This window comes from Phytobacter sp., assembly GCF_059074235.1.
Map to the genome: position 1 here is coordinate 53,155 of NZ_JCACPZ010000001.1, position 23,027 is coordinate 76,181.

Annotated in this window: 23 protein-coding genes, 1 pseudogene and 1 other annotated feature; of the genes and pseudogenes, 13 read left to right on the forward strand and 11 right to left on the reverse strand. The window is 53.1% G+C overall.

The window, feature by feature from the left end:
- The first annotated feature begins 30 nt into the window (after positions 1 to 30).
- Complete coding sequence (yidA, locus tag AC5JPW_RS00255) at positions 31 to 843, forward strand: sugar-phosphatase (RefSeq protein ID WP_494237633.1); 813 nt, start codon at positions 31 to 33, stop codon at positions 841 to 843.
- Positions 844 to 865: 22 nt separating this feature from the next.
- Here yidA and AC5JPW_RS00260 read toward each other — a convergent pair whose 3' ends face one another.
- Entirely contained in the window at positions 866 to 1,951 is a 1,086-nt protein-coding gene (locus AC5JPW_RS00260) for an FAD-binding protein (RefSeq protein WP_494237634.1), read from the reverse strand.
- Positions 1,952 to 2,085: 134 nt separating this feature from the next.
- Here AC5JPW_RS00260 and AC5JPW_RS00265 point away from each other — a divergent pair, with 134 nt between their 5' ends.
- Positions 2,086 to 3,312, forward strand: a complete 1,227-nt coding sequence (locus tag AC5JPW_RS00265) for a YidR family protein (RefSeq protein WP_494237635.1) — start codon at positions 2,086 to 2,088, stop codon at positions 3,310 to 3,312.
- Here the strand turns inward: AC5JPW_RS00265 and AC5JPW_RS00270 are convergent, their stop codons facing one another.
- A complete protein-coding gene (locus AC5JPW_RS00270; protein WP_494237636.1) occupies positions 3,313 to 3,645 on the reverse strand; it encodes a YceK/YidQ family lipoprotein in 333 nt (110 codons plus the stop codon).
- A gap of 239 nt (positions 3,646 to 3,884) precedes the next feature.
- Positions 3,885 to 3,960: a sequence feature (ROSE (Repression Of Heat Shock gene Expression) occurs in the 5'-region of heat shock genes and acts as an RNA thermometer to modulate expression.), on the forward strand.
- On the opposite strand from AC5JPW_RS00270, the gene ibpA reads away from it, so the two are divergent.
- From ibpA to AC5JPW_RS00295, 5 genes are all read left to right on the forward strand, one after another.
- Complete coding sequence (gene ibpA / locus AC5JPW_RS00275; RefSeq protein WP_437433064.1) at positions 3,954 to 4,367, forward strand: small heat shock chaperone IbpA; 414 nt, start codon at positions 3,954 to 3,956, stop codon at positions 4,365 to 4,367. Its footprint overlaps the feature before it by 7 nt.
- A 101-nt stretch (positions 4,368 to 4,468) precedes the next feature.
- A complete protein-coding gene (ibpB, locus tag AC5JPW_RS00280) occupies positions 4,469 to 4,897 on the forward strand; it encodes a small heat shock chaperone IbpB (protein WP_494237637.1) in 429 nt (142 codons plus the stop codon).
- A gap of 126 nt (positions 4,898 to 5,023) precedes the next feature.
- The gene (locus tag AC5JPW_RS00285; RefSeq protein ID WP_494237638.1) at positions 5,024 to 6,685 is read left to right on the forward strand and encodes a putative transporter; all 1,662 of its coding nucleotides are present in this window, start codon (positions 5,024 to 5,026) and stop codon (positions 6,683 to 6,685) included.
- A 109-nt stretch (positions 6,686 to 6,794) separates the two neighbouring features.
- Positions 6,795 to 7,142, forward strand: a complete 348-nt coding sequence (locus AC5JPW_RS00290) for a YidH family protein (protein ID WP_494237639.1) — start codon at positions 6,795 to 6,797, stop codon at positions 7,140 to 7,142.
- Entirely contained in the window at positions 7,132 to 7,482 is a 351-nt protein-coding gene (locus AC5JPW_RS00295) for a DUF202 domain-containing protein (RefSeq protein WP_494237640.1), read from the forward strand. The genes AC5JPW_RS00290 and AC5JPW_RS00295 overlap by 11 nt, the downstream gene beginning before the upstream one ends.
- A gap of 4 nt (positions 7,483 to 7,486) precedes the next feature.
- Here AC5JPW_RS00295 and dsdA read toward each other — a convergent pair whose 3' ends face one another.
- On the reverse strand, positions 7,487 to 8,818 hold the full coding sequence (gene dsdA / locus AC5JPW_RS00300) for a D-serine ammonia-lyase (RefSeq protein WP_494237641.1): 1,332 nt from the start codon (positions 8,816 to 8,818) through the stop codon (positions 7,487 to 7,489).
- A 17-nt stretch (positions 8,819 to 8,835) separates the two neighbouring features.
- Complete coding sequence (gene dsdX, locus AC5JPW_RS00305; RefSeq protein ID WP_494237642.1) at positions 8,836 to 10,173, reverse strand: D-serine transporter DsdX; 1,338 nt, start codon at positions 10,171 to 10,173, stop codon at positions 8,836 to 8,838.
- Between the two features lie 230 nt (positions 10,174 to 10,403).
- Between dsdX and dsdC the strand changes: the two are divergent.
- Positions 10,404 to 11,317 (forward strand): annotated as a pseudogene (dsdC, locus tag AC5JPW_RS00310) (DNA-binding transcriptional regulator DsdC).
- 133 nt (positions 11,318 to 11,450) lie between these two features.
- Positions 11,451 to 12,539 carry a cellulase family glycosylhydrolase gene (locus tag AC5JPW_RS00315; protein ID WP_494237643.1) on the forward strand — a complete coding sequence of 363 codons (1,089 nt, stop codon included), beginning with the start codon at positions 11,451 to 11,453 and terminating at the stop codon, positions 12,537 to 12,539.
- On the opposite strand, the gene emrD is transcribed toward AC5JPW_RS00315, so the two are convergent.
- From emrD to AC5JPW_RS00350, 7 genes are all read right to left on the reverse strand, one after another.
- A complete protein-coding gene (gene emrD, locus AC5JPW_RS00320; protein WP_494237644.1) occupies positions 12,442 to 13,626 on the reverse strand; it encodes a multidrug efflux MFS transporter EmrD in 1,185 nt (394 codons plus the stop codon). The two genes, AC5JPW_RS00315 and emrD, sit on opposite strands and share 98 nt — an antisense overlap.
- 176 nt (positions 13,627 to 13,802) lie before the next feature.
- Complete coding sequence (locus AC5JPW_RS00325) at positions 13,803 to 14,636, reverse strand: EamA family transporter (RefSeq protein ID WP_494238111.1); 834 nt, start codon at positions 14,634 to 14,636, stop codon at positions 13,803 to 13,805.
- Between the two features lie 65 nt (positions 14,637 to 14,701).
- Positions 14,702 to 14,965 carry a YkgJ family cysteine cluster protein gene (locus AC5JPW_RS00330; RefSeq protein WP_494237645.1) on the reverse strand — a complete coding sequence of 88 codons (264 nt, stop codon included), beginning with the start codon at positions 14,963 to 14,965 and terminating at the stop codon, positions 14,702 to 14,704.
- A complete protein-coding gene (locus AC5JPW_RS00335; protein WP_494237647.1) occupies positions 14,962 to 16,611 on the reverse strand; it encodes a dynamin family protein in 1,650 nt (549 codons plus the stop codon). Before AC5JPW_RS00335 ends, AC5JPW_RS00330 begins: the two co-directional genes overlap by 4 nt.
- Before the next feature lie 3 nt (positions 16,612 to 16,614).
- Entirely contained in the window at positions 16,615 to 18,438 is a 1,824-nt protein-coding gene (locus tag AC5JPW_RS00340; protein ID WP_494237648.1) for a dynamin family protein, read from the reverse strand.
- 17 nt (positions 18,439 to 18,455) lie between these two features.
- Complete coding sequence (locus AC5JPW_RS00345; protein ID WP_494237649.1) at positions 18,456 to 18,992, reverse strand: hypothetical protein; 537 nt, start codon at positions 18,990 to 18,992, stop codon at positions 18,456 to 18,458.
- Positions 18,993 to 19,003: 11 nt separating this feature from the next.
- Positions 19,004 to 19,837: a GTPase gene (locus AC5JPW_RS00350; protein ID WP_494237651.1), complete on the reverse strand. Its 834-nt coding sequence runs from the start codon at positions 19,835 to 19,837 to the stop codon at positions 19,004 to 19,006.
- Positions 19,838 to 20,202: 365 nt separating this feature from the next.
- Here AC5JPW_RS00350 and ivbL point away from each other — a divergent pair, with 365 nt between their 5' ends.
- The 4 genes from ivbL (at position 20,203) to AC5JPW_RS00370 (ending at position 23,006) form a co-directional block, all read left to right on the forward strand.
- A complete protein-coding gene (gene ivbL / locus AC5JPW_RS00355; protein WP_103281084.1) occupies positions 20,203 to 20,301 on the forward strand; it encodes an ilvB operon leader peptide IvbL in 99 nt (32 codons plus the stop codon).
- 104 nt (positions 20,302 to 20,405) lie between these two features.
- The gene (ilvB, locus tag AC5JPW_RS00360; RefSeq protein ID WP_494237652.1) at positions 20,406 to 22,091 is read left to right on the forward strand and encodes an acetolactate synthase large subunit; all 1,686 of its coding nucleotides are present in this window, start codon (positions 20,406 to 20,408) and stop codon (positions 22,089 to 22,091) included.
- A gap of 3 nt (positions 22,092 to 22,094) precedes the next feature.
- The gene (ilvN, locus tag AC5JPW_RS00365; RefSeq protein WP_458045150.1) at positions 22,095 to 22,385 is read left to right on the forward strand and encodes an acetolactate synthase small subunit; all 291 of its coding nucleotides are present in this window, start codon (positions 22,095 to 22,097) and stop codon (positions 22,383 to 22,385) included.
- A gap of 168 nt (positions 22,386 to 22,553) precedes the next feature.
- Complete coding sequence (locus AC5JPW_RS00370) at positions 22,554 to 23,006, forward strand: DUF1198 domain-containing protein (RefSeq protein ID WP_494237653.1); 453 nt, start codon at positions 22,554 to 22,556, stop codon at positions 23,004 to 23,006.
- Positions 23,007 to 23,027 lie beyond the last annotated feature (21 nt).

The window sequence follows — 23,027 nt, forward strand, 5'->3', positions numbered from 1 at the left end:
GAGTCTGGAATCATTTACTCCGGGGATCTCATGGCTATCAAACTTATCGCAATCGATATGGACGGAACGTTGTTGTTGCCGGACCATACCATCTCTCCTGCTGTTAAAAACGCTATTGCGGCTGCTCGTGAACGTGGCGTCAAAGTCGTGCTGACCACCGGGCGTCCTTACGCCGGTGTCCACGCGTACGTCAAAGAGTTGCATATGGAGCGTGAAGGAGATTACTGCATCACCTACAACGGCGCGCTGGTACAAAATGCCAGTGACGGCAGCACGGTGACACAAACTGCGCTGAGTTATGACGATTACCTGTACCTGGAAAAACTGTCCCGCGAAGTCGGTTCTCATTTCCATGCGTTAGACCGTAATACGCTCTACACTGCCAACCGAGATATCAGCTACTACACAGTGCACGAATCCTATGTCGCGACTATCCCGCTGGTGTTCTGTGAGCCGGAAAAAATGGATCCGAACACCGAGTTCCTGAAAGTGATGATGATCGATGAGCCGGAAATTCTGGATAAAGCGATTGCCCGTATCCCGGCCGAAGTGAAAGAGAAATACACCGTGCTGAAAAGCGCGCCGTACTTCCTCGAAATTCTTGATAAGCGCGTGAATAAAGGCACTGGTGTGAAATCGCTGGCCGACGTGCTGGGCATCAAACCGGAAGAGATCATGACCCTTGGCGACCAGGAAAACGACATCGCCATGATCGAATATGCAGGAATGGGTGTGGCAATGGATAACGCCATTCCTTCAGTGAAAGCGGTGGCTAATTTTGTCACCAAATCGAACCTCGAAGATGGCGTAGCTTACGCGATTGAGAAGTTTGTGCTGAACTAAGTCTCGCGATGGGCAAGGGCCATTACGCCCTTGCCTGCGTTGCCTCTTCCCGGTGAACAGGAATATGGCTTACACCACTTTTCATGATTGCACCGCGAATCCATGGTGTCGTCAGACAACGGTTTTTCACCACTTTTCCCAGCAATTTAATGCGTAATCCCAGCGTTTTACGCTGATAAACCGCATTGGCGCTCTCGGGCGCATCTTGCAGTACCCCGGCCAGAATCTCTGCGCTGTCCAGCGCATAACTGATCCCTTCCAGCGAACTGGCGCTGATAAATCCTGCCGCTTCGCCAATCAAAAAGGCGTTTTCTTTGCCGCACACAAAATCTTTCCAGCGGGACGGGCACAGCACGGTACATTTTTCGTTTTTTACCGGCTCACCAAAACGGAAATCAAAAGGCACCAGGCGATTTTTGAGTGCTTCAAATTGTTCACGCCCTTCCTTCATGGCAAATGCACCGCCAAAAATAAAATAACCGTCTTTGGAAATACTCCATGCATAACAATCGGTTGTTTGATTATCAAACACGCAGGAGTAGAACGGCGACGGGTGGGTATCCTTAAACCACTGCTGTAGCGCGACATATTTTCGAATCTCATGATCCGGGTATAGCTGACGCCGTACCATAGAATTCGCGCCATCACCGCCCACAAGATATGTGGCAGTGGCGTCATGGGTTTCCCCTTCCACCGTATAACGCAAATGCCAGAGTTCATTGTCGCGCCAGATTTTGCGGCATAAGGCATCGTGATGAACGGTAACCGAATCCGGAATTAGCGATTTCATCCACAAATCAAACGCATGCCTGTCGATATTGAGATAGCTGCGCTGGTAGTTCCGTTCTATGCCCGTCTGCACATCCAGCGTTTGCACGCTGAAAATCTGCGGATCGGCCATCACATGCTTCGGCATCGTAATTCCCGCACGAATAAACGAACGTTGCGCATCCGGCGCGAGCAAACCGCCGCAGGGTTTCATAAACCCGTCTGTGCCTCGCTGCTGCTTTTTATCCAGCGCGAGCACATTTTTCTTGCCCGCTAGCTGCCGGGCCAGCGCAGCGCCTGCAGGCCCCAGACCAATAATGGCTACGTCAAAATGCTGCATATTCCCTCCTCTCATTGATGAGGAGAATAATTTGCTCCGGTGAAGTCAGGGTGAAGTGAAGGTAAAACGGGTAGGTTAATCCCTCTGCCTTGCGATACCCTGATGCTAAACATGGCATCAGGGTCATCCATCACATGAAACAAATCACCACCGCCCCCCGTAATCATCAACTCACTAATATTCATACCTGGACGCCTGACAGCCAGTGGCTGGTGTTTGATGTGCGTCCGTCCGGCGCCTCTTTTACTGGCGAAACCATTGAGCGCGTCAATATTCATACCGGTGAGGTCGAGGTTATCTACAAGGCGCCTGAAGGTGCGCATGTAGGCGTGGTGACCGTTCATCCTGATGACGAGAAATATGTCTTTATCCATGGGCCAGAGAACCCGGATGCCGACTGGCACTATGATTTCCACCACCGCCGCGGGGTTGTCACTGCACAAGGACAAACCGCCAATCTGGATGCCATGGACATCACCGCGCCTTTCACCCCAGGTGCGTTGCGCGGAGGCAGCCATGTACATGTTTTTAGTCCCAATGGTGAGCGCGTGAGTTTTACCTACAACGATCATGTGATGCATGAATGGGATGCCCGTTGCGACCTGCGAAACGTGGGGGTGGCCGTTCCATATGGCCCGGTGCAACCACTGGGGGCTCATCCGCGTGAATATGCAGGTAGCCACTGGAGCGTGCTCATTAGCCACACAGCAGTCAATCCAGAACCAGGCAGTGATGACATCAACCGCGCCTACGAAGAGGGTTGGGTGGGCAACGACAAAATTGCGTTCATTGGCGATACTCTGTCGATAAAAGGCGAGAAAGTGCCGGAGCTGTTTATTGTGACGTTGCCAGAAAGCGAGTCTGGCTGGAAACAACCGGGCGATGCGCCGCTGCAAGGCACCGCAACCACCCTGCCTGCTCCACCAAAAGGGGTATTACAGCAACGCCTGACCTTCACTCACCAGCGCGCCTGGCCGGGGCTGGTTAACGTTCCGCGTCACTGGGTACGCAGCAATCCGCAGGCTACGCATATTGCGTTTCTGATGCGAGATGATGCAGGAATCGTGCAGCTCTGGTTAATCACACCTCAGGGTGGGGAGCTGCAGCAACTGACCCACTCGCTGACCGGCATTCAGTCTGCTTTCAACTGGCATTCATCAGGGAAGGTATTGGGTTTTGTGACGGATAATCGTATTGCCCGATGCGACGCCCAGAGTGGAGAAATAACCTTTTTGACTTCCGATCACGGAAATTGCCCGTCAGCAGACGCGATCGTGTTCTCACCGGACGGAAAACAGATCGCCTGGATGGAAGAGGTGGGCGGTTTCCGTCAGTTGTGGACGACGGAAACAGGCCTGTAATCACTGCGCCGGCATCGGCGCAGGTGGAATCACATTATTGGTTGCAAGATTCGCTTGCTCGCTTTTTTCCACCCGTGACTTGATAGAGCTGTCGGTGCGGAACATGTCCCACGGCAGCAGTAATGTGTCAATTACCGCCGTGAACGGCATATCCAGAACAACCAGGGATTTCATGCCAATGTTGGTGTCATCGTCCGAGAGCATCGTCGAACTCGCTTTCATCCCAGGGTAAACACCCTCTTTACCGCCGGTGTGAGACATGACACTGGAACATCCGCTGACTAAGACCATCCCGCTAAGTAACGCTGAAGCTATCAGAATTTTTTTCATCATGAGTCAATCATAGTTATGTGCAGTATGAGGACTGCTTCAGGCGTTATAGCTGCCTTTGCTGTAAAAACCCAGTCCTCGCGCTCCGCTCTGTGGCGGCATTCGCAATTTGGCATTTTGTGCTGTGATCCCAGTCTATGCAAAGCGCCAGAAACTGCAAAAAAAAGTCAGAAAATGACCCTTGAAAAGGATGTGACTAACCCAATTTTAAGATTGTAGCCCGAAAACACGCCGGAAGGGTGTTGTGCTACAGCGGCCTGTCCATAGTGGAAGGCAATTAATTATCTCGCTGATTTCAGGAGCTTTTACTCATGCGTAACTTCGATCTTTCTCCGCTTTATCGTTCTGCTATTGGTTTCGATCGCCTGTTCAACCTGCTGGAAAATAATCAGAGCCAAAGTAACGGTGGCTACCCTCCGTACAATGTTGAATTGGTTGACGAAAACAACTATCGCATCGCGATTGCGGTCGCCGGATTCGCAGAGAGCGAACTGGAAATCACCGCCCAGGATAACCTTCTTATTGTAAAAGGCGCGCATGCAGCCGAGCAGAAAGAGCGCACCTATCTGTATCAGGGCATTGCCGAGCGCAACTTTGAGCGCAAATTCCAGCTCGCCGAAAACATCCACGTGAAAGGTGCGAATCTGGTGAATGGCCTGTTGTATGTCGATCTTGAACGTGTGATCCCGGAAGCGAACAAACCGCGCCGTATCGAGATTAACTAATTACCTGAATTTACCTGAACTAATTTGCTCGCCGTCAGGGAGCATATGCGAGCCGCGAGGCTTGCAGGAACTCACTCGCTTCTCAGAAGGAGAAACAGACTATGCGTAACCACGATTTATCCCCATTACTGCGTCAGTGGATCGGTTTTGACAAACTGGCTCACGCCCTGCAAAACACCACTGAGCAACAATCTTTCCCGCCTTACAACATTGAAAAAGGCGATGATAATCACTATCGCATTACCCTGGCGCTGGCCGGTTTTAGCCAGCAAGAGCTGGATATTCAGCTCGAGGGAACGCGTCTGGTGATCAAAGGGACGCCTGAAAAACCGGCGAACGAACCAAAATGGCTGCACCAGGGGTTGGTGGTACAACCTTTCACCCTTAGCTTTACGCTGGCTGAGCATATGGAAGTATCCGGCGCGACCTTCAACAACGGGCTGCTGCATATCGATCTGACCCGGAATGCGCCAGAAGCTATTGCGCCGCAGCGCATCGCTATTAGCGAGCGCCCGGCATTAAATAGCTAGCCATAGTTTGATTTACCCCACAAAGCCCCGCGTCGCCGGGGCTTTTTTGTGCGCCATCGCCCATACATCCCGCTGCCGCTCTGAGAGAATCCCTTGTGTTTACAATGTTATTCACAGGGAACCATCATGAGTGATATAGCGTTAACTGTAAGCGTACTGGCTCTGGTCGCAGTTGTCGGATTGTGGATCGGCAACATCAAAATTCGCGGCGTGGGTTTTGGGATTGGCGGCGTGTTGTTTGGCGGCATTATCGTCGGGCACTTTGTCGATCAAGCGGGCGTCACGCTCAGTAGCCCGATGCTGCACTTCATTCAGGAGTTCGGCCTCATTCTCTTTGTTTACACCATTGGTATTCAGGTCGGGCCGGGTTTTTTTGCCTCGCTGCGCGTTTCGGGCCTGCGTCTGAATCTGTTCGCCATTCTGATTGTTATCCTCGGCGGGCTGGTCACAGCGATTCTGCACAAACTCTTTAATATCCCGCTGCCGGTGATCCTCGGTATCTTTTCCGGTGCGGTGACCAATACGCCAGCGCTCGGTGCCGGGCAGCAAATTCTTCACGATTTAGGAACACCGACGACTATCCTCGACCAGATGGGGATGAGCTACGCAATGGCCTATCCCTTTGGCATTTGCGGTATTTTGCTCACCATGTGGCTATTGCGCGTCGGGTTTCGCGTCAACGTTGAACGTGAAGCCCAACTCCACGATGACGGGGTCAGCAATGGCAATTCACTGATTAAAACCATCAACATTCGCGTTGAAAACCCGAACCTGAATAACATGGCGATTCAGGATGTGCCGATTCTCAACAGCGACAAAATTATTTGCTCGCGTCTGAAGCGTGATGAAACGCTGATGGTACCTTCTCCCGGCACCTTAATTCAGTTGGGCGATTTACTGCATCTGGTGGGCTTATCGAAAGACCTGCATAGCGCGCAACTTGTGATGGGTCAGGAGGTGGAAACCTCGCTCTCCACACGCGGCACGGATTTACGCGTGGAGCGTATCGTGGTCACCAATGAAAAAGTCCTCGGCAAACGCATTCGCGATCTGCATTTTAAAGAGCGCTATGACGTGGTGATTTCCCGTCTCAACCGTGCCGGGGTCGAACTGGTGGCGAGCAGTGACACCAGCCTGCAGTTTGGTGACATTCTGAACCTTGTGGGCCGTCAGGCAGCCATTGATGCGGTCGCTGATGAACTGGGTAACGCGCAGCACAAACTCCAGCAGGTGCAAATGTTGCCGGTCTTTATCGGTATCGGCCTGGGCGTGTTACTGGGGTCGATTCCGGTCTTTGTGCCGGGGTTCCCGGTGGCGCTGAAACTCGGTCTGGCGGGCGGCCCACTGATCATGGCGCTGATTCTTGGACGTATCGGCAGCATCGGTAAGCTCTACTGGTTTATGCCGCCGAGCGCCAACCTTGCGCTGCGTGAACTGGGTATCGTGCTGTTTCTGGCGGTCGTCGGGCTGAAATCCGGCGGCGATTTTATCGCCACGCTCACCCATGGCGATGGTATTAGCTGGATGTGTTACGGCATCTTTATTACTGCCATTCCGCTCTTGACCGTCGGTGTACTGGCGCGCCTGTTCGGCAAGATGAACTACCTGACCTTGTGCGGCATGCTGGCCGGGTCGATGACCGATCCTCCGGCACTGGCGTTTGCTAACGGACTACATGCTACCAGTGGTGCTGCTGCACTCTCATATGCCACCGTTTATCCGCTGGTGATGTTCCTGCGTATCATCACACCGCAACTACTGGCGGTGCTATTCTGGGGGATAAGCTAGCGTACAACCATTCGCATCCCGCCCAAAGGGATGCTAAAAGTGTTCACCATGTTCCCGAACACTATTCAGTTTCCCGGCAGAGAGCCTCTGCCGGGACAAGGAGTCCTCCATGAAATCTTCCCTGCCGGGAGAAGCGCCGGATTACCGTTTCTCGCTGGCGAATGAGCGTACTTTTCTCGCCTGGATCCGCACCGCGCTGGGCTTTCTGGCGGCGGGCGTCGGGCTGGATCAACTCGCTCCCGAGTTCGCTACCCCGCTGATTCGCCAGGTACTGGCGCTGCTGCTCTGCCTGTTTTCCGGTGGGCTGGCGGTCTACGGCTATCTGCGTTGGCTGCAGAACGAAAAAGCGATGCGGCTGAAAGAGGATTTACCCTATACCCGCAGTTTGCTGACTATCAGCATTGTGCTGGTGGCGGTCGCGGCAGTAGTGATTGGGCTGGTCTGGTATGAGGGATAACCGTAAGGCGCGGCGTGAAGCCGACCCAGGCCTGCAGCCAGAGCGGACGTCACTGGCATGGTGGCGGACGTTTCTGGGCTACAGTGCCCTGCTGGCCTTTGCGGTTAAACATAACTGGCAGCAATCCGGAGTGACGTTCTGGGTTTCAATCGTCGTTCTGGCCGCTGTCGCGACTGTTCTGTGGCGCTATACGCACAAACGCACCTTAATGGATGTGGAGAGCAGTGATTTTTCCAGGCCAAAAGCCGTGCGCGATAAATTGCTCATTGCGCTGGCCGTGCTCTCCCTCGCCCTGCTTTTTGCGGCGAACCATCTGCGCCACATCCTGTTAGCGCTGTAGCCTGTTAAGGATACAACTGTCCTTTCGCCAGATACTGCGCCATCTCCGCCTCCGGCACCATGCCACCACCTGTCGCCCAGATAACGTGTGTCGCATTCGCCATCTGTTCTGAGGTTAACCCGTGCATTTGATGGTATTCGCGACTGGAGGAGACATGCAGTGGCCCCGGCATCCCGGCCAGCGCAGACGGCTCCAGGCGAATGTTCTCTTCCTGCGCCAGCAAGCCCAGCAGGTCGTACATCGTCTGATCATCAAGCGTGTAGAGACCATCCAGCAGGCGTTGCATTGCGCGCCCGACAAAGCCCGATGCTCGTCCAACCGCGAGACCATCTGCTGCCGTCACATTGTCGATGCCAATTTCCTGAACTGATATCTCATCGTGCAGACCGGTGTAAACCCCCAGCAACATGCAGGGTGAGTGCGTCGGCTCAGCAAAGAAGCAGTGTACGTGGTCACCGAACGCCAGCTTCAGGCCAAAAGCGACCCCGCCAGGTCCACCGCCTACGCCGCAGGGCAGGTAAACAAACAGCGGATGGTCAGCATCCACCACGCGCCCTTGCTGCGCGAACTGGGCTTTCAGGCGCTGCCCGGCAACCGCGTAGCCCAGGAACAGGGTGCGGGAGTTTTCGTCGTCAATAAAGAAGCAGTTCGGATCTGTTTCTGCCGCTTTGCGCCCCTGTTCCACCGCCACGCCATAATCTTCTTCATATTCCACGACGGTTACGCCGTGGCTGCGCAGTTTGGCTTTTTTCCATGCCCGGGCGTCGGCAGACATATGCACAGTCACCTTAAAGCCGATACAGGCACTCATGATGCCGATCGATAGCCCCAGGTTGCCGGTCGACCCCACCGCAATGCTGTACTGGCTAAAGAACTGCTTGAATTCCGGGGAAAGCAGCACGCTGTAGTCATCCTGTGTGCTCAATAGCCCCGCTTCCTGCGCCAGTTTTTCCGCATGGGCCAGCACTTCATAAATGCCACCACGGGCTTTAATGGAGCCGGAAATCGGCAGATGGCTGTCTTTCTTCAGCAACATCTCACCGCTGATGCGTTGCCCGTACTCCTTTTCCAGCCGTTTTTGCATCAATGGAATGGCGACCACGTCAGATTCAATTATCCCACCCGTGGCGGCGGTTTCCGGGAAGGCTTTCGCCAGGTAGGGGGCAAAACGGGCCAGGCGCGCGTGGGCTTCGTGAACGTCCTGCTCCGTCAGGCCAACATAAGGTAAACCCTGCGCAAGAGAGGTGGTGCCGGGGTTAAACCAGGCCGTTTCTTTGAGCGCGACCAGATCCTTGACCAAAGGATACCGGGCGATGAGCGTTTGCATGTTTTCCATAGGACGTCTCTTTACGTTTAGATGATAAAGGAAAGCAGGAATGTGACCGCCAGTGCAACGACTGAAGCGATAAATGTTGCTGTTGTGTAGTACCTGAACGTTTCACTGAGGGTGGCACCGCAGTACTGCTTCACCAGCCAGAAGAGTGAGTCTGTCACGATCGTGCAGCCAATCGCCCCGGAACCGATGGCAATGGCGATGATCTCCGGGCTAACGTTGGGGTAGAGCGGTAACATCGGCGCGACAATCGCCGTTGCACCCATCATCGCAACCGTTGCCGAACCGACTGCGGCGTGCAGAATCAGCGCGACCAGCCAGGCGAGCAGAATTGGATGCATATGCATATTTGAGAGGATCACCGCCAGGGTGTCCGCCAGTCCGCTGCTTTTGAGTATCGCGTTGAACGCTCCGCCTGCACCGATAATTAGCAGAATATTTGCAATCGAACCAAAGCCGTTTTCTGTATGGGTCAGCAGTGTGCCCATGCTGATATGCTGGCGCAGACCAAGGATGTAATAGGCCACAAAGACGGCGATGAACATGGCGGTGATGGGGTTACCGATAAACTCCAGCAATGTATAAAGCGAGCTGCCTTTTGCCATATTCAACTCAGCAACGGTTTTCACCAGCATCAGGCCAATAGGCAGCAGTACGGTAAACAGCGTTGCGCCAAGGGATGGCAGCGTGCTTTCATCCCGAATTTTAAGATCTGAAAATTCCGCGGGCACCGCTTTGAAAGGCAGACAATTGCCGAGACATTTCAGGAACAGTGGACCGCCAATTAATGAGGCCATCAGGCCAACCAGCAGGCCGTAGACGATTACTGTACCCAGGTCGGCCCCCAGTTTATTCGCCACAAACAGCGCAGCCGGGTGCGGCGGTACGACACAATGCACGGCCATCAGCGCGGTACACAGTGGAATTGCCAGCTTGAGCAAAGACGTTTGGGTTTTTTTGGCAATCGAGAACGCCAAAGGAATGAGCAGCACAACGCCAACTTCAACGAACAGCGTGATCCCGCAAATCAGCCCCACCAGCACCATGATGACATCCGTTGAGAGCCAGCGGCAGCGCTGAAGCGTAAGACCGATGCGCTCCGCCGCACCGGATACTTCCATCATTTTGCCAAGAATGGTGCCAAGACCGATGACTGCAGCAAGAAAGCCCAGCGTCCCGCCAATCCCGCTTTCAACCGCATTGACCATCTCCAGCGGGCCCATGCCCATCATCGCACCCACGAAAAAGCTGGCTAACAATAGCGCCAGAAACGGGTGAAACTTGAATTTCACGATGGTCAGAACAATTAATACGATGCTTATCAGCAACGTGCTCACAACCCAGATTTGAGAGTGCATAGTTCAACCTTTCCCAGTGATTAACCTGCTGTTATTGGACTGAAAAACGGTGTGGGCTGACAAACGATAAAAATCATCGTTCAGATGAGCTAAATTGAATCAAAAGGGTGATTTTGGTCAGGTAATAGCGTTTATCTCGCTTGATGATTCGTTTTTGATCATCCAGACGCTGATTTTTCAGGCGTGATTGATTACCCTTTCCGGCACATTCACTCCATTTTGAGATTGGCATGGAACCGCTTCGCGATATCAGAAATCGGCTGCTTAACGGTGGGCAGTTATCCCGGCTGTACACGTTTGAGGTCACGGCCAGACATGAATCGTTCGCCCTGGCGGCGGATGAGCTTTCTCTCAGCCCGAGTGCAGTGAGTCACCGTATTAACCAGCTTGAAGAGGAGCTGGGTATCCAGCTGTTTGTCCGATCGCACCGCAAAGTGGAACTCACCCACGAAGGCAGGCGGGTGTTCTGGGCGCTGAAATCCTCACTGGATACGCTTAACCAGGAAGTCCTGGATATTAAAAATCAGGAGCTTTCCGGCACCCTGACGGTCTACTCTCGCCCTTCCATTGCCCAGTGCTGGCTGGTGCCTGCGTTGGGGGATTTTTCCCGTCGTTATCCTTCGATTTCGCTCACCATTCTTACCGGCAATGACAATGTGAATTTGCAGCGGGCAGGCGTCGATTTGACGATGTGCCATCAGCGCAGATGACACACCACTTCCTGATGGATGAGGCGATTCTGCCGGTTTGTAGCCCCGATTACGCTCGCCGTTTTGATTTAACGAATACGCTGGTGAACCTGCCACACTGCACGCTACTTCACGATCGTCAGGCGTGGAGTAACGACTCTGGCACTGATGAATGGCATAGCTGGGCGCAGCATTTCGCGGTCAACTTGCCGACATCTGCTGGGATTGGCTTCGATCGTTCAGATTTAGCCGTTATCGCGGCAATGAATCATCTTGGCGTTGCGATGGGGCGAAAACGGTTGGTGCAAAAGCGTCTTTATAGCGGGGAGCTCATCGCTCCTTTTGGCGAAATGACATTGAAATGCCACCAGCACTATTACATCACCACGCTTCCGGGCAGACAGTGGCCTAAAATTGAGGCATTTATCCAGTGGCTTAAACAGCTTTCGGGTTAATATCATCGTGCGTTTGGAAGGACTCTGACCATTGTGGAGAAGCGTTGAGAATTTATTACGCTTTCACACTACACCTCAAACCAAAAAGCATGCTAAATACATGTAATCACCACCGATTTTGGCAAGGTTAATCGTGTTAAAACCTCTGTTAGCTGTTGCTCTGCTCCTGGCCGGAACCCCTGCGTTTGCTGCTGATACGCCGCTTACGGCGGCACGCTATGCCCGCGAGTTAGGTGTTGGCATGGACGTTGACTGGGCGCGGACCGATCGCGGCATCCGTGAATTTGACCCGCTGGTTGCCCGCGACTTCTACGCTGAAGGCATCCGCCATGTGCGCATCCGTGTCGCCGATACGCTGACCGAAGCCCGACTTATTCATCTGCGTAAGCTGGTGGAAGCCTGCGAGCAAAATGGCCTGATCCCCATCATCTCTTATCAGGCTGATGCCTTCAAAGCCGACCCTAATGTGAAGAATGAGGCATTGCTGGTGGCGTGGTGGACGACGGTGGCGACGTATTTCGGCACCGGACACCCGACGCTGGGATTCGACCTGATTTACGACCCGGCGGATAAGCTTAATCGCGATCAGGTGACACTCAATCGTGCCTACGAAAACATTATCAGTACGGTGCACGACATTAATCCCCAGCGCATGATCTTTATTGCTCCGCGACTGCGCGCCGCACCGGAAGAACTCAATACGCTGAAATTGCCACCGCATAGCCAGAATTACCTGCTGGCAGAGTGGCATATTTTCCCCTGGGGACCGTTGAAGAATAGCGGCAAGTATCCGTGGACGTCGGGCACGACGGCAGAGAAAGCGGCAATCCGCGCGCGCATCAATATGGCGGTACGCTGGCAGCAGAAAACCGGGCACGCGACCTGGGTTGGTGGCTGGTCGGTCGGGGAAACCATCAAAAATGCGCCTGTAGAGTCACAACTTGCCTTCGCCACTTTTATGGCCTGTGAGCTGAATAAAGCGCAAATTCCCTACGCGATTAACACCGATACGCAATTTTATGATGGGGAAGAAGGGGACTGGCGTCCGACCACCGAGCCTTTACTGAAACTGATGATCTCCCCTGAATGTGAAAAGCCCGACGCGAAGTCGGGCCATCGAAACACTAGACAGTCTGTTCATGTTGCCCCTGACGTAGCGCCAGCGGCAACCAACTCAACAGAATCAGCACCCCCGCGAACGTCATCAGCATCCCGAGGCTAAACTGGCTGGTCTGCGGCAGTTTAGCCGAGAGCCAGGCCAGTCCACCTGACCCCATGTTTTGCATCCCCCCGACCAGTGCTCCGGCCGTTCCCGCAAGAAAAGGGAACGGCTCCATTGCGCCACTGGTGGCGAGGGGAAAGAGCATGCCTGCGCCAAAGAAGAACAGCGCGGCGGGCAGCAGCAATGTCCAGAGGCTCATCACGCCAAACCAGCCGGGGATCCACATCATCAACCCTGCCAGTAAACAACTGATGACGGCCTGCCACATCAACGTTGAGAAACGCTTATTTTGCCGCCCGGCAAACCAGGCACCGAAAAAGGCGGCGGGAATCGGCAGAATAAACAGGATGCTGACCGCCATGCTGGAGAGCCCCAGTACCGAGCCCATCAACACGCCGGAACAGGCTTCGAACACCGCGATACCTGCCAGTCCACCGATCAACATCAGTAAATAACAGTTGAACATGCCGTTGCCGAGCAGGGTTTTGTAGCGCGTCATTAAGCTCATCTTGAGCGTGCCGGAGGGGCGGGTTTCCGGCATCCAGCGTGCCATGCTCCAGGTGACGCCAGCACAGAGCACCAGCAAAAAGAGATAACAGGCGCGCCAGCTCCAGACCGTTGTCAGCAGACCACCGATCAGCGGGGCCAGCAGAGGGCTTATCAAAATTCCCATATTCAGCAGGCTGTTGGCGTGGCGTAACTCGGTTCCCGAATAGAGATCGCGCGGTAATGTACGCGCCATAACCCCACCGACGCCGGTGCCCATCCCCTGGAAGGCGCTGGCGATGATCAGCACCGTCAGACTTTGCGTAAACAGCGCCACCAGCGTTGCCAGCATAAAGAGGCTCATGCCAAACAGGATGGCCGGGCGACGACCAACACGGTCGGCAATGGGGCCATAAAATAGCTGCGAGACGCCGTAGGTGAGCAGGTAGGCTGCCATCACGCTTTGCACCGCCCCTTCGCGCACATTCAGATCCTGCGCCATACCGGCAATGGCTGGAATATAAATGGTCTGTGTCATCTGACCGACCGCCACCAGCAGGACCAGCATTAAAAGCAGACTGACGTTACGTTCTCTTTTCATTCGTGAATTACATTGCCAAAAGTAGATATCGAAGGACAGGATGCTGTCATACCCGCAAAATGCGAGAGGAATCTACCACGGTCATGTGACAAGACAAGAAGGGCGACCATAAAGTGTCGCGAGAAACAGGCAGGTTTTGTAAACGATTTTCGGCAAGATTTGTTGCCAGTCTGCTATCAGGAGAGACGCAGCAGAATCGCCCCCAGTGCAATGCCACAGGCTGCGACAACGCGCAGGCCAGAAACCTTCTCTTTAAGCAGAACGAAGGCAATAAAAGCACCAAACAGAATGGACGTTTCACGCAGCGCTGCGACCACCGCCAGCGGGGCCTGGGTCATTGCCCAGAGCGCAAGCCCGTAGGAGCCCATTGTGCCGATGCCTCCTGGTACGCCTTTCTTCCAGTGGGTGATCAGGTAGCGCGACGCTTCCTGGCGGCGCATTAACATTGCCCAAAGTAATAAGCAAAAACCGTTCAGGAAAAAGGTCCAGAGGGTGTAGCCCAGGGCCGTGCCAGAGAGGCGTACTCCGGTACCGTCGACCAGCGTATACCCGGCAATAAAGCAGGAGTTGAGCAGCGCCAGCCAGATCCCTTTCCGCGAACGGTTTCGGCCGTTACAGGCCATACCGAGTATTGAAAGGCAGATGACCCCAATGCCCGCCCATGCCAGAGATGAGAGTGAGTCGCCAAGAAAAATCACACTAATCAGCGCCACCAAAAGTGGTGCTGTACCGCGCATCAGCGGGTAAGTCTGGCTCATGTCTGACACCTGGTAGGTCCGAGCGACCAGCACGGTGTACACCACCTGCAAAGCACAGGAAACGGCTAAATACGGAACACTGGCAAGCGCCGGTTGAGGCGAGAACGGGAGCATAATCAGGGCCATCGCCGCTGCGGTGCCGCTCACACTGATGGCGGAGTAGAGCTTATCGCTGCCTGCTTTGACGATGGCATTCCAGCTTGCATGCAGCAAAGCGGCGAACAGCAAAATAGAGAAAACCGTGATGGTCATAATGAATGAGATGAGAGAGTTGTCATAAAAACTTAACATGAAGGGCGCGCCGGAGACCAGCGCGGCTAAAGTTTCTCGCAGATCGCGACATTCAGACGCACAAACTCATCCCACGGAATAACATCAGCCAGTTTTGCCCGGTAATACTCTTCAACCCGGCAAACCAGCGGACGGGACGCGTAGATAGCGCACAGATGGGTCTCTTCAACGAAATGGTGACAAACACCGTCCCCGCGATCAAGGAATGCCGTTTCGGGGCTGGCACTCACCCTGCGGCAACATTTGCCGCAGGCATTACACGGAAAAGGCGTGAGCTGTGGTTCATTCATGCAACATCACGCAATTGTAATAACAAACGTTGTGCTTCAAGCTGCGCGTCACCTATGGCCTGGTCCTGACTGCTGGCGATATCCCGCGACGCTTTGACTTTGTCCACGACCTCCTTGAACCAGGGGGTTAGCGCATCATTAATTAATTGCATGGCATTGGCTTCGAATTGCGCTGCCGTCGTGTGAGCAAAATCATCGACTTCCTGTTGATAGCGTTCCCACTCGCGGCGCTGCTGTTCGCTTTGTTCACGCGCCTGTTTGCTTTCACTGTCTTCGGCAAAAATGTCCCACAGTGAACTGATAACCGTGATAGCTGGGCCTACGTAAGGGATCCATTTTCCGATTACGGCAGCACCCCATTTCTCCATGGTTTTTGGTCCGATGCCTTTCATCAGCGAGGGCAACCAGTCTTTCACCAATTTGAGGCCAGTCACTACGTGCTCAGGTTTGGCAAGCGAGCCCAGAGAGGTAACCGCGTGGTTGACCATTTCGGCATTCAGACCGTTCTTTGCATCATTCCCGCCCGATTCAGAAGGGGTTTGTTCACCCGGTTTTTGCGGAATATCATGTGTCGCAGTGGCTTGTGCCTGGCGCAGAATAGCGTCTTCAAGAGTTTCGACATCATCCTGGAATCGCTGCACCAGATAGTCCGTTTCCTGCCTTTGCACCGCTTCGACTTGCCCACTGGCCTGGGTAAACAGGGCTTCAATTTTCGCTTGCGCCTGTTCCGGATCCTGACGGAGAGCGGCTTTACTCCCGCGGTACATCACATCGCGCTGACGTTTTATTTCATCGACAATCGTTTTGCGACAGAGATGTTGCTGTTCAACGATATTTTTAAGCAGTGCATCGTAGCCGCGGACGGTTTCACTGGTGGTTTTATTGCTCAGCGTCTCAAGCAAATGGTCCAGAAATCGACGCAGTTCGCTGCTCAGGCGACGGTAGATAGCCTGCTTGTCGATACCATCGATAAAGGTTTTGAGCGCCTCTTCAAAAGCGGGAAATGCACTTAACTTGAGCAGACCGTCTATCTTTTCCCGTTTCGCTTGCAGCGCCATCTCGGCGTTGACGCGTAGAATTGGGATGTTATGCAATACCTCCTGCATACCCTTTTCTTCCGCAAGTGCCTGTAGACGGCTGCGGATGTCATTTTTCAGACGCGTAAATTCTTCCACATCCATTTTGTCTTTTTCATTGAGTACCAGAAAAAGTTGTTTTTTTGCCTGGAGGATCTCTATCAGTACCTGGAGCGTCTTTTCCTCTTCGGCCGCTCCGGATGGATTAGCGACGAAAATAATGGCATCTGCTTTTAGCATTTGTTCACGAGTGACTTTTTCGTGCGCCAGTGGGGCATCCACCCCTGGCGTATCAAGGATAAGGATGTTATTCCAGTGGTAGGCATCAACCCGATCGGTAAGTGGAATATCGCCCGTTGCGGCGACTTCCTCACCAATAAGGGCGTTGATAAGCGTGCTCTTTCCTGCGTTATAGACACCATAAACCATGATGCTGGCATCGGGCTGGCTGCGCTTGTCCTCAAACTGATCTTGAATGGGGTTGAATTTTTCAGTCAGTTCCGGGAATTGACCTGCCAGCTTTGCTGCCAGGTCATAGGTTTCAAAAAGGGCTGCTGCTGACATTTCCATTCGTTAACCCACCTCTTTTACTAATGTGTCTTCTGCGCTCTTCTTGAGCACGGCCAGTGTGGTTTTGAAATCCCTTATTTCCGTTTCCAGTGTGGAACAGGAGTCGCCCATATCCCGGAGCAGAGTGCTGAAATGGGTATCGACCTGCAGCTGAATCTCTTTTTCGATGCGTTCGTTATAAATATCCAGTACGCGTGTGCGTAAGTCGTTGAGGTTATCTCCAACCGCCACCTCGATATTACGCATACCCGGTCGAGAGCTATTCCCCGTCATCGCGCCTAACCCGGCCCCGATACTGGCCCCAACGGCTACGCCAACTGGCCCCAGTAACAGTCCCAAGCCGCCACCAATTAACCCACCGAGGCCACTGTTTCGGCTTCGTGTACCTTTGGTATAACCGTCGGGGATCTGTTCAGTGACTTTCTCTACCGAGAAGGTGGGCAAAGAGAGCGATGATGTCTGCCATGTTGCAGTTATGGTTGCCTTAAACTCTTTCATTACGTCAGCCAGAATGGCGTTCAGCGCACTGCCAATACGCTTTTCCATCTGGCTGTCCCACGTAGATTTTGACTGTTTTAAGGCGGCATTTACTTGCGACTCGTCATCGCGACCGGCCGCCAGCGTGTCGAATGTGGCCTGAATATCTGCGCGCATTTGTGACTGTGCTTCACGGATGGCGGGCACCATTTGTTTTGGCAAACCCGCACTCAGCTTCTCGAGCTCTTGGACGAATGAACCCGTCAGCCTGTGGTACTCCGTCACTTCACTGATGCATCCAGTGAGAAAGTTTTTGAAATTGGTCATAGGCACGGCACGCTTCATACGCACACCACGTGCCTGGGAGATCTGGTGCAATGTGGCAAACAGTTGCCCCATACCGCTCTCTCTAATGGCTTCCGGGTTATCCGCATTCAGTTCCGCATAGCGTGCTGAGAGGGACAAAATCTCAACGTTACTGATATCGAGGTTTGCTTCCTGAAGCTCTTTTTTGACGTAATCGCGTTGAAGCTGGCGATCCTGAGCAGACTTCATCACGCAACGTTCTGTCGCTTCATTTTTTTCGCTGTCCCAACCATGCGCTTTTTTGTCGCTACTGGTGAGCAGCAGCATGATGTTCTTTTCTTTGCTGTACAGGTCGCGAATTTCCGCCAGATCGCTGGCGCGACCCGGTGCGGAAGACTTCATGGTGTAGAGGATGAGATCAGCGTGGTCAGCATGCTCTTTGGCCAATTCACCATTTTCGGCACGTACCGAATGCAGGCCTGGTGAATCAACCCAGGTCAGACCCGGCAGACGGAAACTCTGGATAGAACTTGTGGCTTCGGTTGCGCCAACCCGAAACTTTGCCTGCTGTTCCGCTTCATTATGTGCATCGCCGTTTTCAGCATTCGAGTTCTCGTAGGTTTGATAATCGTGCTTTTTACCATCCTGCTGTTCCGGCGTCGGATCGGTATAGCCCCAGGCCATGTAATTACCCAGTGAGCTTTTTCCCGATTTTACTTTGCCATAGACGTAGACCAGCAGGGAGTCTTCGAAGTTTTTCCGAAAACTGAGCCCTTTATCTTGGTTTTCAAGCTTGGTTTTCCAGGCTCTATCCAGTGTTTCCAGCCCGTCAATAAATTCAGTAAGGGAGTGGCTTAACGGGCTGGAGGCCGGGAGTTTGACGCGCGCATCAGCCAACAGCTCCGAGAGGGTTGCGTGAAATTTCTGGTAGCGGCTGGCGAATTTGGCATCTAACGCTTTGGCGTCATTCAGTGATGAATCAAATTGCTTCTGTAATTGCTGAAAAGACGCGAGGAGATCCTCGCGTAACATCTCTTCGTTCATGCGCTTTCCCTGTGGCTTTATCCGCGTAACTGTTGATGAATGCGCTCAAACTGGCGGCGATAATCCTGAAGCTCCTGCAATTGTTCCTCGCAATCGGCTAACTCATCGACCGCCTCATGGAAGGTTTCTGTCATGGTCAGCTCAACGTCGTAGCACTCTTCGAACGCCTTCAGGTTTTCGCAGGTGGTGGTGTTCAGCAAATGCAATTCGTTAATGTCAGTGAAGAATTCTTCGACGGTACGCTTGTGCTGTTTGCCGGTCTGCAAAATAGCGGCTTTGAATGATGGGTTGGATTGGTAATCCACATTCACCCAGCCTGATAACAGTTGCTGAAAATCGTTGGCACGCTGTTTCCCTTCCTGACTGAAAGCCGCTTTGATGCTGTCACGTAGCTCTTGCTGTTCGCGGTCGCGACGTTCCTGCTCGGCACGTTCCCGACGACGACGTTCTTCATCGTCACCACCGTTGCCGTTTGAGCTTTCATCGCTGGATGAGGACGCTATCCATGCGCCAACCCCTAATACCGCGGCGCCAATTAACCAAGGTAATGCCATGTTCTTTCTCCTTATACTGCAGGGAATTTATTGAGGTTCTGTTTCATCCAAACGCGAAAATCGCCCATCGCCTTATCAAAAGGGGCAAAACCATTCTGGATTTTCTGTTTGGCTTGCAGTTGTCTGGCATGCAGGGCGAATTCAGCTTGTTTGAACTCCGCAATCATTTCCTCAATAGCAATCACCTGGCGCTCGCGTTTTACTGCGCCAGCCCCGGTATTTAAAGAATCCAAATGTTGGGCTAAATCGTAAAGATGGCTTGCAGTAACCAGACCCTCTATTTTTTGGGTCACTCCAGCCTGAAAGCGGGAGCCAGAAATGGCGAAGCAGCGAGGGGTAAAGCCCAGATCATCCCGACACTGTTCAAGCATGCGTTGCTCAATGGCGGCAATTTTTTCCGGCGTTTCATCGTCAGACTTACTCAGCACCAAAATAATGTTCTGTTCGGCAAACTGACCGAAGGAGTCTTTGAGCTTGCGCAGAATATCGATTTCAATTTTCTCCAGCTCACCCTGCGGCTGGTGAACAAACAGGACGATGTCTGCTTTTGCTGCCCCTTCGTTGGCAATCAGGTCATCACCATTGTTTGCATCCAGACCAGGAGTATCGAGGAAAATAAAATCCTCGGTTTCGAATGATTTCAATTCGGCGGTTTCGCGGATGTCATTGGTGCGAAAACATTCTGTTTCGATATGGTTAGTTAACATATTCAGCAGGAAGCTTTTGCCCGCATTCATCAAACCCCATGCCACAACGATCGGCTTGTCGGCTGCGATGTCCTGATCCAATAAACTGTCTGCTTTGCTCAGTAATTGCGTGTGCAGTGACTTAATTGATTCGTCCATAAATAGTCTTGAATTAAGTAAAGTGGCGATTAAATAAGATGCATCGCAATAATTAATGCATCACCGGAATAATTTTTAATTGAAACTATTTGATCTCTACTAATAAATCTAAAGTGTGCTGCATGCTTATTATCTGTAGTGAAGTGACACAATGTGTCACTCAGAAAAAATAAAACGTCACCTTATATCTTCGGCAGAATGAGGATTAAACTTAAATTTCTTTATGCCTAAAAATGGGGGGATGACAGCCATAACAGAGTGTGATCGCTCGCACGATTCCTCGCTGTCCTGAAAAAAGCGGTTGTCGAAGTGCAGATCCTGTGGTTGTATAAATCCTGTTAAATAATTCAAATACGAGTTCCTAAATGAACGCTTCCACTATGACGATGAACCTACTAAAAACCGCGCACAACGCCGCGGTGGTCGTCGTGCGTGTGGTGGTGGTCGTCGGCAACGCGCCGTAGGGACTGGAACAACACACGATTCCAAAACCCCGCCGGCGCAAACCGGGCGGGGTTTTTAGTTTTAGCCCACCCGGAAAGTCGGCCCAGAAGAAAAGGACTGGAGCATGGCAAGTTCGGGCACAACATCAACAACACGCTATACCGGCGCGCAACTGATCGTTCATTTACTGGAACGTCAGGGGATTACCACGGTAACGGGTATTCCTGGTGGCACGGTTCTCCCTTTATACGATGCGTTAAGCCAGAGCACGAAAATCCGTCACGTATTGGCGCGTCATGAGCAAGGTGCCGGATTTATCGCGCAGGGCATGGCGCGCACGCAGGGCAAACCGGGCGTCTGCATTGCCTGTAGCGGCCCGGGTGCCACCAACCTGGTGACGGCCATTGCCGATGCGCGACTCGACTCCATCCCGCTGATTTGCATCACCGGCCAGGTTCCGGCCTCGATGATCGGCACCGATGCATTCCAGGAAGTCGACACTTACGGTATCTCTATCCCCATCACCAAGCACAACTACCTGGTCCGCGATATCACCGAGCTTCCGCAGGTGGTGAGCGACGCGTTCCGTATTGCGCAATCCGGCCGTCCAGGCCCGGTGTGGATAGATATTCCTAAAGATGTTCAGACTGCCACTATCGAACTGAGCGAGCTGCCAGAGCCGGGCGATAAAGCTCCTGCTCCGGCATTCGAAGTGCAAAGCGTGCAGGATGCGGCGGCGATGATCAACGCAGCTAAACGCCCGGTTCTTTACCTGGGCGGTGGCGTAATCAACTCCCCGGAAGCGGTTCGTGCGCTTGCGGAGAAAGCCAACCTGCCGACCACCATGACGCTGATGGCGCTGGGTGTGCTGCCAAAAGCGCACCCGCTGTCGCTGGGCATGTTGGGTATGCACGGTGCGCGCAGTACCAACTTTATTCTGCAAGAGTCTGATTTGTTGGTTGTTATGGGTGCACGTTTTGATGATCGGGCGATTGGCAAAACGGAGCAGTTCTGTCCAAATGCCAAAATCATTCATGTAGACATCGACCGTGCCGAGTTTGGCAAAATCAAACAGCCGCATATCGCTATCCAGGGAGATGTGGGGGAAGTGGTGGCGCAGTTGCTGCCGCAGATAGAGGCGCAACCGCGTGATGAATGGCGCGGCACCGTCAGCCAGTTGCAGCAGGAGTTCCCGTCTGCCATTCCGCAGGCTGGCGACCCGCTGACGCACTATGGTCTGATTAACGCCGTTGCGGCCTGTGTGGACGACAGTGCGATTATTTCTACCGATGTCGGCCAACATCAGATGTGGACCGCGCAGGCGTATCCGCTGAACCGCCCGCGTCAGTGGCTGACTTCTGGTGGTCTGGGAACGATGGGCTTTGGTCTACCTGCGGCCATTGGTGCTGCACTGGCAAACCCGGAACGTAAAGTGATCTGCTTCTCCGGTGACGGCAGCCTGATGATGAATATTCAGGAGATGGCCACCGCCGCCGAGAACAATCTGGATGTGAAGATCATCCTGATGAACAACGAAGCGCTGGGCCTGGTGCACCAACAGCAAAGTCTGTTCTACAAACAAGGCGTGTTTGCGGCGACCTATCCTGGCATGATCAATTTCATGCAGATTGCCGCCGGTTTTGGTCTGCAAAGCTGCGACCTGAATGCGCAAGCGGACCCACATGCCGCGCTGCAGGAAATTATTTCGCGCCCGGGCCCGGCGCTGATCCACGTGCGCATCGACGCACACGAAAAAGTGTATCCGATGGTGCCACCGGGTGCGGCAAATACTGAAATGGTGGGGGAATAAGCCATGCAACAGACAACTTCTGACAACGTCATCCTCGAACTCACCGTCCGTAACCATCCGGGTGTCATGACCCACGTTTGCGGCCTGTTTGCCCGTCGCGCTTTCAACGTGGAGGGTATTCTCTGTTTACCAATCAAAGAGAGTGAGCACAGCCGTATCTGGTTGCTGGTGAATGATGACCAGCGTTTACAGCAGATGATTAGCCAAATTGAAAAGCTGGAAGATGTGGTGCAGGTGGTGCGTAACCAGTCCTCGCCTGGCATGTTCAATAAGCTGGCAGTGTTCTTCGAATAACAGGCGTATTAGCCCGGTTTACCGGGCTTTTTTATGAGTCTTCACCTTCCACATCAGCCATCTGCGTGATCCTCATATGGGAATAAAATCCGTAACCTGCCGGGAAGGCTGTCCTTTTTACCTCAATTACTTTTATGATGTGCCTCCTTCGTTATGGCAGGAGTTTTCATGATCTGGTTAACGCTCGCGACCCTGGTTGCCGTTTTTATCATCGGATTCAGAGTATTAACCTCTGAACCGCGCAGAGCCGTGCGCCGCTTAAGTGAACGATTGTCTGTCACGCCAGTGCCGGTCGAAACCATGATTGATCAGATGGGAAAAAGTGCGGGCAGCGAGTTTATCAGCTACTTAGCGCGCCCGGACGAAGCCCATTTGCAGAACGCCGCTCAGGTGCTGTTTATCTGGGAAGTGTTTATCGTCGACGGCAGCGAACGTCATCTGCAGTACTGGCACCGGATATTACAAAAAGCCCGGCTGGCTGCACCGATAACCGATGCACAAATCCGCCTGGCGCTAGGGTTTCTGCGCGAACTTGAACCAGATGTGTCAGAACTTAACGCCTTTCAGATGCGCTACAACACGCTCTTTATCCCCGAAGAAGGCGTGCACTGGCTGCACTGATTCCCCCCGTACGTAAAGGCA